This is a genomic window from Rhodoferax lacus (genome assembly GCF_003415675.1).
GTDB lineage: Bacteria > Pseudomonadota > Gammaproteobacteria > Burkholderiales > Burkholderiaceae_C > Allorhodoferax > Allorhodoferax lacus.
The window spans coordinates 67,600-84,689 of record NZ_QFZK01000002.1 but is presented as its reverse complement, the minus strand read 5'-3'; the positions used below and the strand labels follow the sequence as shown (position 1 = coordinate 84,689).

Annotated in this window: 13 protein-coding genes; 2 read left to right on the top strand and 11 right to left on the bottom strand. The window is 63.2% G+C overall.

Translation table 11 applies throughout. The features are described from left to right. Positions 1–15: 15 nt before the first annotated feature. The 5 genes from DIC66_RS03970 to DIC66_RS03950 all read right to left on the bottom strand — a co-directional run bounded on the left by DIC66_RS03970 (position 16) and on the right by DIC66_RS03950 (position 6,791). Entirely contained in the window at positions 16–1,404 is a 1,389-nt protein-coding gene (locus DIC66_RS03970) for a Y-family DNA polymerase (RefSeq protein WP_117174310.1), read from the bottom strand. Further along, positions 1,373–2,116, bottom strand: coding sequence for a translesion DNA synthesis-associated protein ImuA (imuA, locus tag DIC66_RS03965; RefSeq protein ID WP_117174308.1), 744 nt, complete (start codon positions 2,114–2,116; stop codon positions 1,373–1,375). Before imuA ends, DIC66_RS03970 begins: the two co-directional genes overlap by 32 nt. Positions 2,117–2,235: 119 nt before the next feature. Continuing rightward, positions 2,236–2,703, bottom strand: a complete 468-nt coding sequence (locus tag DIC66_RS03960; RefSeq protein ID WP_233505777.1) for an RcnB family protein — start codon at positions 2,701–2,703, stop codon at positions 2,236–2,238. A gap of 214 nt (positions 2,704–2,917) precedes the next feature. After that, positions 2,918–5,314, bottom strand: coding sequence for a hypothetical protein (locus tag DIC66_RS03955; RefSeq protein ID WP_147321232.1), 2,397 nt, complete (start codon positions 5,312–5,314; stop codon positions 2,918–2,920). A gap of 262 nt (positions 5,315–5,576) precedes the next feature. Then, complete coding sequence (locus DIC66_RS03950) at positions 5,577–6,791, bottom strand: multidrug effflux MFS transporter (protein ID WP_117174302.1); 1,215 nt, start codon at positions 6,789–6,791, stop codon at positions 5,577–5,579. 80 nt (positions 6,792–6,871) lie between these two features. On the opposite strand from DIC66_RS03950, the gene DIC66_RS03945 reads away from it, so the two are divergent. Next, the gene (locus tag DIC66_RS03945) at positions 6,872–8,581 is read left to right on the top strand and encodes an AMP-binding protein (RefSeq protein WP_233505776.1); all 1,710 of its coding nucleotides are present in this window, start codon (positions 6,872–6,874) and stop codon (positions 8,579–8,581) included. A 36-nt stretch (positions 8,582–8,617) separates the two neighbouring features. On the opposite strand, the gene DIC66_RS03940 is transcribed toward DIC66_RS03945, so the two are convergent. Beyond that, on the bottom strand, positions 8,618–9,547 hold the full coding sequence (locus DIC66_RS03940; protein WP_158558834.1) for a carbohydrate kinase family protein: 930 nt from the start codon (positions 9,545–9,547) through the stop codon (positions 8,618–8,620). A 199-nt stretch (positions 9,548–9,746) separates the two neighbouring features. Between DIC66_RS03940 and DIC66_RS03935 the strand changes: the two genes are divergently transcribed. Beyond that, positions 9,747–10,349, top strand: a complete 603-nt coding sequence (locus tag DIC66_RS03935) for a transaldolase family protein (RefSeq protein WP_117174298.1) — start codon at positions 9,747–9,749, stop codon at positions 10,347–10,349. Between the two features lie 111 nt (positions 10,350–10,460). Here DIC66_RS03935 and phaP read toward each other — a convergent pair whose 3' ends face one another. The 5 genes from phaP to DIC66_RS03910 all read right to left on the bottom strand — a co-directional run bounded on the left by phaP (position 10,461) and on the right by DIC66_RS03910 (position 17,012). After that, positions 10,461–11,012, bottom strand: coding sequence for a TIGR01841 family phasin (gene phaP, locus DIC66_RS03930; RefSeq protein ID WP_117174296.1), 552 nt, complete (start codon positions 11,010–11,012; stop codon positions 10,461–10,463). Between the two features lie 162 nt (positions 11,013–11,174). Continuing rightward, positions 11,175–11,795: a nitroreductase family protein gene (locus tag DIC66_RS03925; protein WP_117174294.1), complete on the bottom strand. Its 621-nt coding sequence runs from the start codon at positions 11,793–11,795 to the stop codon at positions 11,175–11,177. Continuing rightward, positions 11,776–14,223, bottom strand: a complete 2,448-nt coding sequence (locus tag DIC66_RS03920) for an adenosylcobalamin-dependent ribonucleoside-diphosphate reductase (protein ID WP_117174292.1) — start codon at positions 14,221–14,223, stop codon at positions 11,776–11,778. Before DIC66_RS03920 ends, DIC66_RS03925 begins: the two co-directional genes overlap by 20 nt. 151 nt (positions 14,224–14,374) lie before the next feature. After that, entirely contained in the window at positions 14,375–15,199 is an 825-nt protein-coding gene (locus DIC66_RS03915) for a hypothetical protein (RefSeq protein ID WP_117174290.1), read from the bottom strand. A 10-nt stretch (positions 15,200–15,209) separates the two neighbouring features. Further along, positions 15,210–17,012: a caspase family protein gene (locus DIC66_RS03910; protein WP_117174288.1), complete on the bottom strand. Its 1,803-nt coding sequence runs from the start codon at positions 17,010–17,012 to the stop codon at positions 15,210–15,212. Positions 17,013–17,090: the final 78 nt, after the last annotated feature.

Sequence of the window (17,090 nt, the reverse complement as noted above, 5' to 3'; positions counted from 1 at the left end):
ACGGCTGAGCGCTTTCTAAGCAAACAGCCCATGCAAATACCAGCGCAGACGCAATTCTGTGCTGGTATTTTTTTGTCCGCTCGCAGCCAGGCGCTCGCGGTAAATCCACACCAGCCCGGCCTCTGCGCTGCGCGCCACAAAGTAGTCGCGCAAGGCGGGCTCGCCTTCGAGCCAGCCAGTCTCCAGGCGCTGCGGTCCGGCCAGAAGGGTCAGCGGGCCCTGGTAGTGCGGGCCGTCCTGTTTGAGCTGCAGCAACTGCGGCTCTGCCAGCAGCCAGGTGGGCAAGAGCGCGGCCTGGGCTGACAGCGCATCCGACGGTGTTTTTTTAAGGGGCCCAGGTGTCCAGGGCACCCAGGCCTGCATCTGCTCGGGCAGGTGGCGGGCCTGCGGCTGCACGCACAGCACCTGCTCAGGCCCCAAGCGCGCGCCCAGGCGCTCCAGCATCTGGTGCAGGCTGTCGCCCTTGCGCTGGTCTTCGGGCAGCAGGCTGTGCGACTCACCCCCCAGTGCCTGGGTCTGCAGGCTGCGCAGGCGCAGGTACAGCACCGGCGCGGGCAAGGTCACCCGGGCCAGCTGTTCGCCCAAGAGGCGCTGCAGATGCTGCATGTCCTGCGTGGGCTCGGCCGTGCGCAGCTCCAGACGCCCCTGTGCGCCGCCCTGGTGGTGGGCGTCCACATGCAGGGCATTGGAGCGCCGCGCGTCGAGCTCCCACAGCAGCTCCAGCGCCAGCACGCCACGCTGGCGTGCCCGCAGCCAGACCAGCAACTGCGCCAGCAAACGCCGTGCGCCAAACAACAGGGCCGGCGCTGTTTCCACCGCAGCCGACAGCTCCAGCGGCACATCGAACACCTCCGGCAGGCTCAGCCAGGGGTAGAGCTCGGGGCGTGTGCCCCAGGCGCTGTCCAGCGCGTCCACCAGCCCTGCTCCAAAGCGCCGCGCCAACCCGCCGCGTGGCAAGGCGCGCAACTGCCCCCAGGTACTGCAGCCCAGGCGTTCCAGGGTGGGCAGGTGGGCCCGCGCGGCGGCCAGTGTGTGCAGGGGCAAAGCCTGCAGAGGCGCCTCGGGCGCCTGGGCCCACAGACGGGCCAGTGCCAGCAGGGATGTCTCGCCCTGGGCATGCGCCAGTGCGACGGCGGGTGGGCACTCTGCAAACAGACGCTGCAGCAGCGCGGCGCGTCCGCCAAACAGCCGCTCGCTGCCCGATACCTCCAGCACCAGGGAATGCTCGACGCGCGCCACCAGCGGCGTGAACTGCAGGGCCCACCAGACCAGCGCCGTGTCCACATCCACCAAGGCCGCTGGCTTTGGTTCTTTCGCCGGTTCGGACACTGCGTCGATGGGTGGCAGGGTGAGCAGCGGGGTGGACGACGGTTCAGGCGCGGCTTGTACGGCAATCCAGTGCATGGGCTTGGCTGCTGGCCAGCAGCAGGGTGAGGCGGCTTGCGCGAGCCTGCAACTGCAGGGGCTGGCCCAGTGGCGGTCCACGGCGTTTGAGCAGCCGCACTTGCAGGCTGTCAGCCCCAGCCTGGGCGGGTACAGCAGGCGAACTGGGATGGGCAGTTTGCGATTGCGGCTGCAGATACAGGCGTAAAGCAGCCGGCGAGGCTTCGTCCTGCGCCGCTTGCGGCCGCATCACAAACAGCAGCTTGCCGTACTCGGCCGCGGCCATTTGCAAGCGTCGGAGTTGGTCACTGCGGGCTTGTGGCAGCCAGGCCAGCACAGCGCTCACCTCGGCACAGCGCAACGCCTGCTCACATGCCCAAAGCCGCGCCGCTGGTGCAACAGCCTTGACCCACAGCAGGCGCTGCGCCGCCAACCCCTGGGCCGCCAGGGCCGGTGCAAACGGCAAGTGGGGCGCACCCACCAGTACCACCGGGCCCAGACCACTGCGGGCCAGGGCGGGCAGGAGCAAACGCCACTCGCTGTGCACACCCGGGGGCTGCAGGACTTCGGTCAGGGCCCCAATCGGCCAGCCACCTCCAGGCAACTGCGCATCCAGCGCCGCATCGCCCGTGGCCAGCACGGGCAGCACCGCCTGCGAAAGTGCGTGCGCATGCCAGACATCTGCATGGATGTCGTGCAAAACAAAGGGCGTGGTACGCGCCAGGGCAGTCATGGCAAGGGTTTGGCTTTGATACTGTTTATTTGAACAGTATAAACACAGGCCCGCCAAAAGAACAGCCGGGTGGTATCTGGAGCAGACGCTACCCGGCTGGAAATCAAACCATGTTGTTCCTAGCGCATCAAATCCTGGATGGCATCCACCACCAAGTTCGTGCCTATGGCTATCAGCAAAACGTCGTTGAGCACGCGCACATAGCGGTGGCCCGCTGGCGGCAGACCAATGCGCACGACCACCGCGTCAGGTACCGGGTAGAACACCACATCGCGTGCCAAGGGGCGGCCCATTTGCCACTTCTTGGCCTGGCCGGGCGGCTGGCAACCATTGTGCTTTTTGGCCAGACCTGGCGGGCATTTGCCAGCACGCCCCTGGGTCTCGTAGTAGTTGGAGACCTCCAGTCGCTGGCGCTCACCGAAGTAGGCGCCAATCTGGATTTCCACCTGGCCCTGCTCGACCTGCTCGCCTTGCTGGTGCTTGTTTCCTTTACCAGCCCATTCGGGTTTGGCGGCGAAGGATGGACTGGCCGCAACCGACAAGGCTGCCAGCATGGTGGCGATAAACGGAATGGGTTGGATTGGCACGAAACCTCCGAAAGGCAAATGGGACAGTTTAAGACGGGGGCGCAGGGGTACGTTGAAGATGCAAGGTTTACTTACAACTCCTTGAAAGACACCTGACCCTGTGCTGCTTGGTTGCCACCAGACCGCTTTGCTCTACCCAAAAAAAAACCCCTTGAGACAGGGAGTCTGCAAGGGGCTGAGGGCGGCACCTGCGCGCCGCACCGTATTGCAAAGGCTATTGGCGCAAACCTCTAAATGCCCCCTTTGCACCGCTGGTGCTGATCCAGGAGCCAGAAACTGCACCGGTGTAGAAATTGATTTTTCCAGTGAAACTTTCCCCGCTGCTGGTGGTACCAAACGTGATGTTTGCCTCCGTGCTGCCCGCGGCTCCGGGATTCAACACGACATTCGAACAGGTGAAGGTGCCACCGAGGTTGCTTGCTGACACCAATGCATTGGAACTTCCAGAACATGTCGGAACCTTGCCGGCTGCCAGATTGAACGTGAACAGGCCGGAAACAGAAGGGGCAGTTGCGTCACCGAAAAAGATACCTTTGTAGGTGCCCTCGTAGGACGAAGCCGTCAAGGCCAGACCCACGCCGGGATCAATGCTCCGGCCGGTACCCAGTTGGACCAACAAGGCATTGGCGGCTGGCAAATTGAGCCAGGCACTGGTTGCCGGATACGGCAAATCCCGGTAGCCGTAACGCACTTGCCCCTGGCGTTCAATGTAGACACGCTCCCAGCTTTGGGCACCACGCAGCATCTGTGGCAGCCCGGTGAAATACAACACCCGGGCGTCGCCCAGGGTCTCAATCACATAGGTGCCCGTACCTGCTGCAGTGCAGTTGCGCACGCTTCCCGACCAGCTTTCCTGGCAGGCATAGTATTTGGCAAGGCCAGCATCACCAAAGGCCACCCGCACCAGCGTGTTGCCGGTATAGAAAGCGGTGGCCTCATTCAGGTTGGCTACCGTCTTGGCATCGCCCAGGCTGCCCAGACTGAGTGTGGTGTTTCCCCAGCCCTCGTTCCTGCTGCCCGAGTCCAGAAATGCACCGTTCAAGCCTCTGTTGCCAGACCATGAGGCGTAGACGCAGGGTGTGCCGCGCAACCTCGCAATGGTCTGATCCAGCGAAACTTGGCTGGAGGACTGCGGGTCGACCGAAGCATCGCAAGCCGCAGCATTGCCCGCTGCCAATTGCGCATCCGGCAGTTCCAGGTAATTGCCGCTACCGGGGTAATAGGCAAAGGCATTGCTGGTGTTGAGGGTTTTTCTCAAGCCAAGTTTGGATCCTGCGGGGAACACAGCCGTACCCAGAAGTGTGGTGGCCCTGGCGCGCGAGTCACCCACGCGCAGGTTGAAATAGCCCTGGCTGAGGATGGACTGGTACACCTCCAGCATCTTCTGCCCACCTATGTCGACCGTTTTGCTGTTGGTGGTACCGCGCTCCAGGCCATCGCATTCGTTGTAGCTGCTGTTGCCATTGGCATCCGGAACAGACGAGATATGTGCGTCCTGGATACCGCAGACTTTCCAGCTGCTGCCATTCCAGTGCAGTGTGCCTCCCCACTTGGGGCCGCCCTGCGTGGCCCATGTCGACACATCGCCGTTGGGGTAAGCCTGGTAGCGCAGGTTGTGGTAACGCGTGTTGTTGCCCGCCGGTGTGTTTTCAGAGGCACTGCTGGTGATGTACCGGGCATACACATCATCGGGCGCATCGAAGGAGAGGTAGGCCAGCCAGGCACTTGCGAGGCCTGACGAAAAGCCGTTGCCCGGGCGGCTTTGCCTGATGTGCGCCAGGGCCAACAAGGCACTGGGGGCATTCGGTATGCCAGAGCTGCCCAGCATCTCCTGTGCCTTGACATTGAGCACAGCGACCCGGGCGGTTGCACTGGTAGCACCCGTAACAAGCTTGTCGGCAGCCACAAACGCAAACCAGCTTGCGAAGTCGAGCACTTTTTGCGCAACCAATTGGTCCAGTTGTAGCTGCGTGATGACAGTGCCGGAACTGGTGCTTGCACCCACCGCATCCTTGAGCAAATCAGCCTGCGCCTGGGCGGTGACGACAACCGCATTGGCAATGGCCTGGGCATTGGCATCCCCGTTTTGGGTGAAATCATCCAGAGGGGAATTCTTCATGCCCAGTTGCAACTGAACCGCAGCCGCGGCGTCCTGGGTGCTGGCCCCGGTGGTTTCCACCAGGGTCTGCACCAGGGTGGTGAGCGGAGTCACCAGATGGACTGCGTCTTTGGGCGCTTTCATGGTGTAGCGCGTCGGCACAGCCCCAGTGTCCCGGTCTGTGGCTCCTTTGTTTACCCACACCAGGGCTGGATACTTGCCAACTTCTGCGTTGGGGACCGTAAAGGTGGCTTGACCGTTGGTGTCGGTGGTGCGGGGCGCATCTTCGGTGTCGCAGGCACCGTTTTCATTTTTGTCCAGGCAGACCATGGCACCGGCAATCGGGCCATCCACCACCGTGATGGTGACGGGTGTGGTGGTACTGAGGGCGGTGGTACCGCCGCCATTGGCAGCGCCCGCGTTACCGCCACCGCCGCCTCCTCCACACGCTGCCAACAAGGCCGTCATTCCTGCCGCTACGCAAACCAAACGCTTTTTTAATTGAAGCTTCATGATTTTTTTCCCGATAGATTGTTTGAACCCTTGCCCGCCATACGGGGTCCAACACCGGCTGTGTGCTGGCGTGAATCCGCATCGGCGGGCTGCCGTCTTCCAATGACTTGTTTTTGGGGTTGCGCAGAGGCACGTGCGAAGCAGCACGTGGGGCGCAGGTGGCTATGCCAGGATCTGTTGTTTTACAGGGCCGTTACGGGGCATGCCGAATGTATGTTTGAACCAGGTCAGGCATCGCTCTCTGATCACTGATTAACACATATTAGCCGATTTCTGGCCAACGCCTGCGCATGAATGTCCAGGAGCACAGGCCTATGCCCATCAGCAGCAGCGAGGTTGCGGCCAGTGCCACGGGCGAGTGCATCACCAGGGGCGAGACCACGCCGGCCACCAGGCCATTGGCGCTGGAGCCTATGAACATCTGCAGGCTCGAAGCCATGCCACGGCGCTCGGGGTGCAGGTCCAGCACCAGGAGCGTGACCACCGGCACCATCAGCGCCCAGCCGAAGGCGAAGATGGCGATGGGCAACAGCGACCAGGCCACATCGGCCTTGAACAGCAGATTGGCTGCCAGATTCAGCAGCCCAATGCCCAGCATGACGGCAAAGCCGTTGCGGATCTGGTGCCTGGGTGCCAACTTGCCCGCCACCCGGCCGCTGACCCAGGCACCGGCCATGATGCCGGCGATGGTCAACAGAAAGAACCAGAAGAAGTGCTCGGGAGGCAGTCCCAGGCTTTCGCCCAGAAACACCGGCGCGCTCAGCACATAGAGAAACATGCCGTTGAAGGGAACCCCACTGGCCAAAGCCAGCAGCAAGAAGCGCGGGTCCGAGCCCAGCTTCCAGTAGCCCGCCAGCAGGTTCCTGGGGTGGAAGGGCTGGCGCTGGTCCACGTGCAGGGTCTCGGGCAGCAAGCGGTAGTTGGCCACCCAGAGCACCACCCCCACGCCGCACAGAAACCAGAAGATGGCATGCCAGCTGGAATGGATCAGCAGCCAGCCGCCCAGCATGGGCGCAATCGCCGGTGCGGCACCGAAAAAGATGGTGACCTGGCTCATCACCTTTTGCGCCTGCGAGGGCGGGTACATATCGCGCACGATGGCGCGCGACACCACAATGCCCGCACCGGTGCACAAGCCTTGCATTGCGCGAAAGAAGATCAGTTGGCCAATGCTCTGCGACAGCGCACACCCCATGGAGGCCAGGATGAACACCGCAAGGCCCCACAACACCACCGGCCTGCGGCCCAGGCTGTCCGAGAGGGAGCCATGGAACAGGCTCATCAAGGCAAAGCCGAACAGATAGGCAGACAGGGTCTGCTGCATCTGCACCGGCGTGGCGTTCAGTGCGGTGGCAATGCCTGCAAACGCGGGCAAGTATGTGTCGATGGAAAACGGCCCCAGCATGCCCAGCAGGGCCAGCAAAATGGAGAAGGCCCACTGGGGTGCTGCCCAGAGCTTGTGTGCATCAGGATTCATGCCGACATTGGAACATGGGCCAGCTTGGGGGTAATACCGATAGGGTAAGCACCGCACCTCTTTTTACGTATATCCGCACAATGCAAATCATGCATTCCGAATCCACAAACCAGACCCCGGAAAAATTGATGCTGGACTACGTGTACGCGCACGAACTGGCGCTTGCCGACCAGGTATTTCTCTCTCAGCCCATAGGCGGCGGACAGGTCCGGGACTACACCTGGTCCCAAACCATGGACCAGGCGCGGCGCATGGCCACGCACATCAGGTCGCTGGGCCTGGAGCCGGGTGCACGCATTGCTATTCTGTCCAAAAACTGCGCCCACTTTTTCATTGCCGAGCTGGCCATCTGGCTGGCCGGTGGCACCACGGTGGCCATCTTTCCTACCGAGACCGCAGAGACCATCCGATATGTGCTGCAGCACAGCGGTGCCAGCCTGCTGTTTGTCGGCAAGCTGGACCAGTGGGAGCAGCAGGCTTCGGCCGTGCCGGCAGACCTGCCCTGCATTGCCCTGCCCCTGGCCCCGGCCACGCCTTACGAGAGCTGGGATGCCATCACCCGCCGCACCGCGCCGCTCACCGGACGGGTGATGCGGGCCGCCACGGACATGGCCATCCTGATGTACACCTCGGGCTCCACCGGCCAGCCCAAAGGCGTGATGCACAGCTTTGCCGCCGCCACAGCATCCAGCGTGGGCATGCAGCACTACATTCAGCAATACATCGGCACCGATGCCGAGATGCGCGTGCTGTCCTACCTGCCGCTGGCGCATATCTACGAGCGCGCCTGGATCGAATGCACGGCGCTGGTCAACGGCCGCACCCACGTCTACTTCGCCGAGTCGCTGGACACGTTCCTGCAAGACCTCAACCGCGCGCGACCCAATGTGTTTGCGTCGGTACCGCGCCTGTGGCTGAAGTTCCAGCAGGGTGTGTTTCACAAGGTGCGGGCCCAGAAGCTGGAGCGCCTGCTGCGCATTCCGCTGCTGGGGCGCCTGGTCGGGCGCAAGGTGCTCAAAGGCCTGGGGCTGGACCAGGCCATGCTGGCCGCCAGTGGCTCGGCGCCGATTCCACCCGAACTGATTGTCTGGTACCGCCGCCTGGGTTTGAACCTCATGGAGGGCTATGCCATGACCGAGGACTTTGCCTACTCGCATGCCTCCACCCCGCACTTCAATGCACCTGGCTGTGTGGGCATCCCGATGCCCGGTGTCGAGGTGCGGCTGAGCGAGGAAGGCGAAGTGCTGCTCAAGTCACCCGGGCAGATGCTGGGCTACTACAGACAGCCCGATCTGGACGCCCAGGTGTTTACCGCAGACGGTTTTTTTCGCACTGGCGACAAGGGCGAGCGCGATGCCCATGGCCTGCTCAAGATCACCGGCCGCGTCAAGGAGTTGTTCAAGTCATCCAAGGGCAAGTACATCGCACCCGCCCCCATCGAGAATTTGCTCAATGCCCACCCGATGATCGAGTTGAGCATGGTCTCTGGCGTGGGCCAGGCGGCAGTCTATGGCTTGGTGGTGCTGGCCGAGCATTTGCGCGCCCGCACCGGCGAGGCGCCTGTCAAAGCCCGGGTGGAGCACGAACTTTCACAGCTACTGCAACACGTCAACAGCCAACTGGCCGACTACGAGCAACTGCGCATGCTGGTCGTGGCCGATGAGCCTTGGTCCATCGAAAACGGCCTGCTCACGCCCACCATGAAAATCCGGCGCAGCCGTATCGAGACAGCAGTGCAGGAGCGCATGCCGGGCTGGTATGCCTGCGAGGACGCGGTCTGCTGGGCCTGAGGGCCCAACAGCCACAGACCCCGGGCCAGGCAAACTCTACTGTTGCTGCTGTTGTTGGCCGAACAACTCGGCCTGGGTAGGCGGCTGGCAACCGGCGCGGGTGCAATTGATGGCGGCGGCGCGCATGGCGTTCTGCAGCGACTCGGCCACACGGGCACCGGCGTGTTCGGGCTGCAGGGTCCAGTCGGCCAGGCAGTTGCCCCAGAAGGTGTCGCCTGCGCCCACGGTATCCACCACGCGCACCGATGGGGCCACGGCCTCTGCCGTCTGGCCGTCCACGCTCAGCCAGGCACCCAGGCTGCCAAAGGTCAGCGCAATGCGGCTGGCTCCATTGGCAGCAAAGCTGCGGGCCATCTCGGCGGCGTTGTGCTTGCCGGGGTTGGCAAAGCCCAGCAGCTCCAGGTCTTCGTCGCTGGCCTTGATCCAGTCGGCCAGGGCGGCCACTTGCTTGACGGCATCTACATAGGCAGACAGGTCGGCGGCCAGCTTGGGGCGCAAATTCACATCCACGCTGATGGTCCAGCCCTGGGCCTTGGCGCCTTGCAGCACGGCGAGCACCTTGTGGTGTTCGGGCGGCACCAGCATCAGCGAGCCGGTGTGCAGCACGCCGGGCACCTGTTGCGAGAGGGCCTGCAGCACCTCGTCCACGCTGTAGTCACGGTCGGCAATGCCTTCGCGGTAAAAGCCGTAGCTGGGCTGGCCGTCCTTGACCTGCACCACGGCCAGCGAGGTGGGCAAGCGGCTGCTGCCCAGCACGGTCTGCACCCGGTCCTGTGCCAGTTGCGCCTGCATTTGCTCACCAAACTGGTCTTGCGAGAAGCGGTTCAAAAACTGCACGCCAGCGCCACGCAGGGAGGCCGCGCGGGCCAGGTTGAAGGGGCTACCACCTACGTGGGGGTGCAGCAGGCCATCGGGCCTGGCAACGCAGTCCATCAAGGCTTCACCGAGTACAAAAATGGGAGTCATAGCGCTAGTGCCAAAAGGCTTGGAGGGTTGAAAAACCAGACCGCCGCCGCAGGGTTTTCTACCCAGTTCCCCGCAGCGCTGGGGCATTTTGCCACTACATTTGGTAACCGCTTTTTTTCACCCAAAGGGGATTGGTTTGAACGTATTTCTGGATTCGGCAGTCGCCTCTTCCTGGACGCTACCTGCTGGCTGCCCAAGTGTGCAAGGGGTTACCACCAACCCGACGCTGGTGCTGCAAGCCGGCCTGCCGGTGACCCTCTCCACCTACACCGGCCTGCTGCGCGCCGTGGCCGACGCGGGCCTGGCCGAACTGATGCTGCAACTGCCCCGCCCTGACGCTGCAGAAGCCCTGCAGTGGCTGGAGCCGCTGCAGCGCACCGCAGCCGATGTAGGTGTCACCCTCACCATCAAGCTGCCCTGCCACCCGGACTGGCTGGCTTGCATAGAGGCCGTGAAGTCGCAGGGCCAGGCTTTTCTGCTCACCGGCCTGTCCAACCCGGTGCAGCTGCTGTGGGCCAAGGCCTGTGGCGCACGCTATGTGGCGCCCTACATTGGCCGGCTGGTAGCCGACGGGCGCGATGTCTGGCCGCTGATGCAAGCCTGTGTGGCCCTGCAGGATGGTGGCCCAGACCTCTTGGCTGCCAGCATCAAATCCCCCGAGGTGCTGACCCGGCTGATCGCCTGCGGCGCGGCCGCCGTGACCCTGCCCCCGGCCAGCCTGATTGCCTGGGCCGGTGACGCGCTCACCGACGCGGCCATCGCCCAGTTTGAGCGTGATGTGGACGCCAGCCTGAAGCTGTAGTTGCGGGCCCGGCCTGCAGCCTGAACGCCCCAAACAAAAAAAGCCGCCCGATTGCTCTGGCGGCTTTTTTGTTCCCCTGGGCACAAGGCCCCGGGGTCCATCAGGAAGAAATTACTTCTTCTTGCTGGTGGTCTTGACAGCGCTCAGGGCGTTGTCAGCCAGGGCAGCGGCTTGCTTTTCAGCGGTAGCCACGGCTTGCTTGGCGGAAGCCTTGGCAGACTCCAGAGCGTTCTGGCTGGCGGCCACAGCCGACTTCACCACAGCCACCAGGGACTCGGTACCTGCGGGTGCGTTCTTGGCCATGTTGTCCAGGTTGGACGACAGGGTCTTTTGGGCTTCAGCGAACTTGCCTTCGGCAGCAGCGCTCAGTTCGGCACTGGTTTGGCTGGCGATTTCGTAGACCGAGCGGCCATAGGCCAGGGTCTTCTCAGCCAGGGGCTTGACCAGGGAAGCCTGGGCAGCCAGAGCGTCGGTGGGGTTCTTGGCGCTGAAAGCGGAAGTGAAGTCAGCGGTGGTGTCGAACAGGGCAGACTTGGTAGCAGCAATGTTCAGGGCAACCAGCTTTTCAAAGCCAGCGAAAGCGGTAGCAGCCAGGGCTTGGGCTTCAGCAGCAGCGGTCTTGTTGGCAGCGAGGATTTGTTCAACGGTCAGAGTAGCAGTCATGGGTTTCTCCAGAGGGTTTAAAAAATTCTGCTCTACAAACCCGCCTCGGGTTGATTGATGTTGCAGTGCAGCATGGACCGTATCTTACGTTGATTTGCCGGGCGTGCAAGGCTTTTTTGCTGCGCTGCAGCAGATTAGAGACACGGGCCTAGAAAGCCGACCTCAGACGCCGCGCACCACGCCCTGCCCGGCCGTGAGGTGGCTGACGTAGTCGGCCACCTGCGGGCGCAGGCGCTCGGACTTGCGGGCCTGGGCCGTGCCCAGGCTGACAAAGCACAGGGCGTGTTCGCCCGCCTGCAGCGCAAACAACTGGCGCAGGCCCTCGTCCTTGAGCGCCTTGCCGCTGGTGAGCGCCGAGCCAAAGCCCAGGGCCGTAGCCATGAGCAAGAGGTTCTGCACCGCGCAACCGGTCGACAGCAGGCGCTCGCCCAGATCAATCGACGGGTCACCCCGCACGCCGTCCACCACGACCAACAGCAGGCAGGGCGCGCGAAAGGCTTTTTCGCGCGCCTGCTCCACCTGTTCGGGCAGGGCTGTGGCATCGCGCGCCAGCAGGGCTGCGGCAAACTGCTCGGCCAGCAGGCCGCGCACCTCGCCTGGCACCCGGATAAAACGCCAGGGCAGCAACTGCCCGTGGTCAGGCGCCGAGGCGGCCGCTGCCAGAATGTGTTCCAGCTGCGCCGCATCCGGCCCCGGTTCTGCCAGGCGCTTGGGCAGAATCGTCTGCCGCGAGCGCATCAGCGCGGCCAGCAGATCGGGGATGCTATCCACACGTTCCCACATGACCGCACTGGGTGCAGTAGTCGCAGCCGTCCTTGCGGATCACGGCATAGGCGCCGCATTCGCCGCACTTTTTGCCGACCATGGCCGGGGGCGATGCGGGCACGGACAGTTTCTGCGCTACCGGGGCCGGGGCCACGGAGGCGGCTGCATCGACGTGGGCGGCCGCCTCGTTGCGGTGCTGGATGATTTGCTGGAGGGCATAGGCGATCGCTGCAACTTCCGAGTCGTGCCACAGCGGCACCAGGGAGCCGTCGGCCTTCTCATACGTGCCCAGGCGCACCGGGCCACGGTCCCAGGCGACTTTGCGCATGTCGCGCAGGGCCCGTTCCAGGAAACCGCCACGGGCGGCCAGCGACAGCATGCGCATGGTGGAGGTGATCCACTGCTGCGACTCACCGCTCTGACCCAGGGGCATAAAGAACTCGATGGCACGCTGCACCGTGCCTTTGCCGTCTGCGGTGGGCAGCGGCAGGAAGGAGGCCACGATGTACAACGTCTTGTGGCCTTCCTGCGTCCAGTATTCGATCTTCTCGGCCACGGCCGAGAGCGCGCCCTTGGGGCGTTTTTCGATGACGGTGCGCATCGGGTCGATGGGCGCCTCGACCGGGGCAGCTGGCTTGGCAGCAGCCGTGCCGGTGTCCAGCACCGAGCCCAAAATGGCGTTGGGACGGTAAGTGGCCAGGCCCTTGAGGCGGGCGCGCCAGGCTTGCTGGTATAGGCCCTTGAAGTCGTCATAAGGGTAGTCAGCGGGCACATTCACCGTCTTGGAGATAGCAGTGTCCACCAGGGGTTGCACGGCTTCCATCATGGCGATGTGGTCGGAGGCAGCCATTTCCAGGGCCGAGACAAAGTACTCGGGCAGTTTGGCGACGTCACCACCGAGCTCGCGGTACAGGCGCCAGGAATGGTCTTCCACCTGGTATTCGCTGGTGCTGCCATCGGACTCACGCTTCTTGCGGCGGTACATCCAGGAGAAGGCCGGCTCAATGCCGTTGGAGGCGTTGTCGGCAAAGGCCAGGCTGACGGTGCCGGTAGGTGCAATCGACAACAAATGGCTGTTGCGGATGCCGTGCTTGCGGATGGACTTCTGGATGTCGGCCGGCAGGCGGCTGGCAAAGGTGCCTTTGGCCAGGTAACCGGCGGCGTCGAACTTGGGGAAGGCGCCCTTTTCTTGCGCCAGCTCCACCGAGGCCTTGTAGGCGGCGTCGCGCATGCAGGTGGCAATTTTCTTGGCCATCTCGCGGCCTTCTGCCGAGTCGTAGCGCAGGCACAGCATGGTGAGCGCATTGCCCATGCCGGTAAAGCCCACGCCGATGCGGCGCTTGGCGGCCGACTCTTCACGCTGCTGGGGCAGGGGCCAGAAGGTCACATCCAGCACGTTGTCCAGGGCGCGCACCTGGGTGGCCACCGATTTGGCAAAGGCCTCGAAGTCAAAGGCGGCAATACCATCAAAGCCAAAGGCGTGGCGCACAAAGCGCGTCAGGATGATGGGGCCGAGGTCGCAGCAGCCATAAGGGGGAAGTGGCTGTTCGCCACATGGATTCGTAGCCGCAATGTCTTCGCAGTAGGACAGGTTGTTGTCCTCATTGATGTGGTCCAGGAACAGGATGCCGGGCTCGGCAAAGTCATAGGTGGACTTCATGACCGTGTCCCACAGCTCGCGCGCCTGCAGGGTCTGGTAGACCCACAGGCCGTCGGCGCGCTGGTAGGCGCCGTTAGCTATTGACTCAGCGCCGGGCTTGGCGCGGTGCACCAGTTCCCAGGGCTGGTTTTCGTCCAGGGCGCGCATGAAGGCATCCGGCATGCCCACCGACACATTGAAGTTGTTCCAGCGCCCGGGGGTGCGCTTGGCGGTAATAAAGTCCAGCACATCCGGGTGGTCGATGCGCAGCACGCCCATCTGGGCGCCACGGCGCGCGCCTGCGCTCTCCACGGTGGAGCAGGACTGGTCGAACACATTGATGTAGCTGCAAGGGCCAGACGCCATGCTGTGCGTGCCCTTGACCTCGGCGCCACGCGGGCGGATGCGCGAAAAGTCATAGCCCACTCCGCCGCCGCGGCGCATGGTCTCGGCGGCCTCGCGCAGGGCTTCGTAGATGCCGGGGTAGCCGCCATCGTCCAGGCCCTGGATGCAGTCGCCCACGGGCTGCACAAAGCAGTTGATCAGGGTGGCCTGAATGTCGGTGCCCGCGGCGCTCATGATGCGCCCGGCGCCAATGGCACCGGCGTACAGGTTTTCCAGGAACACGGCTTCATAGTGTTCGCGCTGCTCTTCTTTTTCGACGCTGGCCAGGGCGCGGGCGACGCGTTTGAAGACATCTTCAAAGCCGGTCTCGCCGGGTTTGAGGTATTTTTCTTTCAGCACATCGAAGCTGATAGCTTGCACTTCACTGTTTTTAGAGGGGGATGCGGCGTGATCGCGTTTCATGGTTCAGATCTTTCAGGGTATTCATTGCCCGCGGGCGTGTGCGCGGGGCCTGCGAGTGTGCCACGGGCAGGGCCAAAGCATTGTGGCCCGGCTGAAATGCCGGGCTTTGCGCTAGATCAGACGGGCCTGCGGCTTGGTGCGCAGCGGCGCCTCAGGGCACCAGAGCCGTGCGAATCAGTTCACGCGCATCCCAGGCATAGCCTTCGGCGCTGAGTCCGGAGGCCACACGCAGCTGGGTGACAATTTCATCGGTGTCACCCTGGGAGTCATTTTGCAGACGCTGCTTGAGCGCTTCCATCGTGCCGGCAGGCTCCACCGCAAAAGTACCCTCGTATTTGGTGCCGGAGTACTCCAGCTTCCAGCGCACATTGGCACCCGGTTTGAGCACAGACAAGGGAAACTTGATCCACTGGGCCGGGCCATTCTGGCGTTGCACCGACTTGCCTCCCACCAGCACTTCAAAGGAACCCAGGTTCGCATCCGGGCTTGGGCCCAGTTGCAGGCTCAGGTCTGCCACCGGTTGCGCCAACCTTCCGCTGGGCAGACTGGCGGCCAGGTAGTCCCCCTCCGCGCTGCGGGAGGATCCGGTCTTGGTGCGGCTTACGCCTTCCAGTACGACCACGATCTGCTTGAGGATGCCCGCGGTATCGGCCGTTGCAGGACTGGAACCGTCTGATGCGGGCAGCAGCGGGCCCCGGCTCACCTGCCTGGAGGTGAGCTGGGCCCCATCCGCGCCCACGCCGTACACCACCACAACACCGTTGGCCACACGCAGGCGGCTGCAGTCATTGGACGAAAGGGATGCTGGAAACGGTGCGCTGATCTCACCCGAACGGTTGATGACACGCGCGTCGGCATCCAGACCGCGGTACAGGCAGGGCGTGGCAGCCGCAGCAGCGAGCTGCAGGGTTGACAGCAACACGAACACACCCGCTGCGGGAATCGCGCGGCACTCAGACTTCAGGCGGGAAAACATGGCAATCCTTTTACTTGGCAGCGGCCTGGACCAGCATCACATCCCCAATGAGGTTGCTGGTTTCCATGGGTTCCTGGCGGCCATTGGTTTCCTTCTTCACGGCTTCGCGCACGCGCTTGAACATCTGCTCAATGCCCAGATTGGGCGTGGACACCAAGGCTGCAAAATTCTTGCTGAACACGCTGTTCTTGCCGGTGCCGTCTTCGGCCGTGCGGCCGGGTGAGGTGGCAAAGGCAATCAGCCCACCCTGGGGCGCGCGGGGTATGGCGGCCAGACCACCACCGGCCAGGCTGCGGCTGGAGGCGGGCAAGGGGTTGTCACGGCAGGCATCAATGACCACCAGTTTGACCAAGGGTGCAGCCACATCCAGCCTGGCTATGATGCTGGCCAATTGCACACCGCCACCGTCACGCACGTCTTCCATGGTGCGCATCTTGGCGTTGTCCACCGGCATCAGGTAGTTTTCACCATCGGCCTGCAGGGCGTGGCCGGCGTAATAGAACAGGGCGATGTCAGCGCCCTTGGCACGGGCCGCAAAGTCCCGTGTGGCTGCCTCAAAGCGGGCTGCAGGCACATCCTCCAGGGTCAACACATCGAAGCCAATGCGTTTGAGGCGGTCACTCACCAGCCGCGCATCGGCGGTGGGGTTGGTCAGGGCGCTGCGCTGGTAGCGTCCGTTGCCGATCACCAGTGCCACACGTTTGCCACCGCCCAGCCCACGGCCCGCGACTGGCAAGGCGCCAACGGGCGCCGCCGCCACGGGCACAAAGGCCATGGGGTTTTCGCGCAGCGCCTTTTCGGTTACGGCCAGGCGGCGGTCAATTTGTGACTCGGGCGCATTGACCAGTTCCGAGGCGCGCTTGTAACCCTGGTTAGCGCGCAACAGGTCGCCGCGCATCTCGTTGCAGAAAGCCACATTGAAAGTCAGCGCCGGCGACACCTTGGTGTCCAGATAGAGTTCCTCAAAGCGTTGGCAGGCCTCGTCGGTGCGCTTGACCTTGGCAAACTCGTAGGCGGCGTCAAAGTCCTTCTTCTGGGCGGCAGGCACGGCAGCGTCTGCGCTCATGATGTCCAAAGGGCGCAGCTCATAGCTCGGTGCCACCATATGCATGGCATTGGTCGACGCGTTGAGCATTGCGCTGTAGGCCAACTGGTTGTTGTCGGGCCGCGCGGTGTTCTGGTCGTCACAACGGGCCAGGCTGCTGCCCCCGCCAATGGAGTCGGCGTAAACATAGCGGCCATCGACGGCACGGTACACCCGCAGCCGCACTGCCACCGATCCGGTGGTGGTAGTGCAGTTCACCTTGGTGTGTGTTTCCCGGCCCTTGGGGCAGGGCTCGAAGAGCTTGGTTTCTGCCGAGCAGCCCATGCGGTCTTCCTGGGTGTTGACGGTCTTGACGTCCGAGCCGCCACCGGTCAGCACATACACGGCCTCGACGCCATTGCTTTTGGCCAGCTCGGCCAATTGGGCATCACCCGGCTGGCCGTTGAAATGCGGGCCCAGCTTGGCGATCGTGTAGGCGGGGCGTTCGTTGACGCGCAGCTTGCTCATCTGCGACTCAAACTCCATGGCGACCTGCTGGGAAACCGGGAAATTGTCACTGACCACCAGCACCGATTTCAGGGCGCCGGCTTCCGCATTTTTGGCAGGCACAAAGAAGGTCACATTGGGCGCCATCGTGTCCGAGACGAAGTGACCGATCGAAGTAACCGTTGCGGCCAGGCATCCCGATAGCAGCGCAATGCCCGTCAATACCAGGGCGTATTTGCCCGCACGGCGTACCCAAGTGCGGGGCTGCTCAAAGTGGTCCATTCATGTTTCCCTGAAAAATTAATTGTTGTATACCGCGAATATATTAACCCACGCCGTGCTTTAGTATGGCTTACGCGG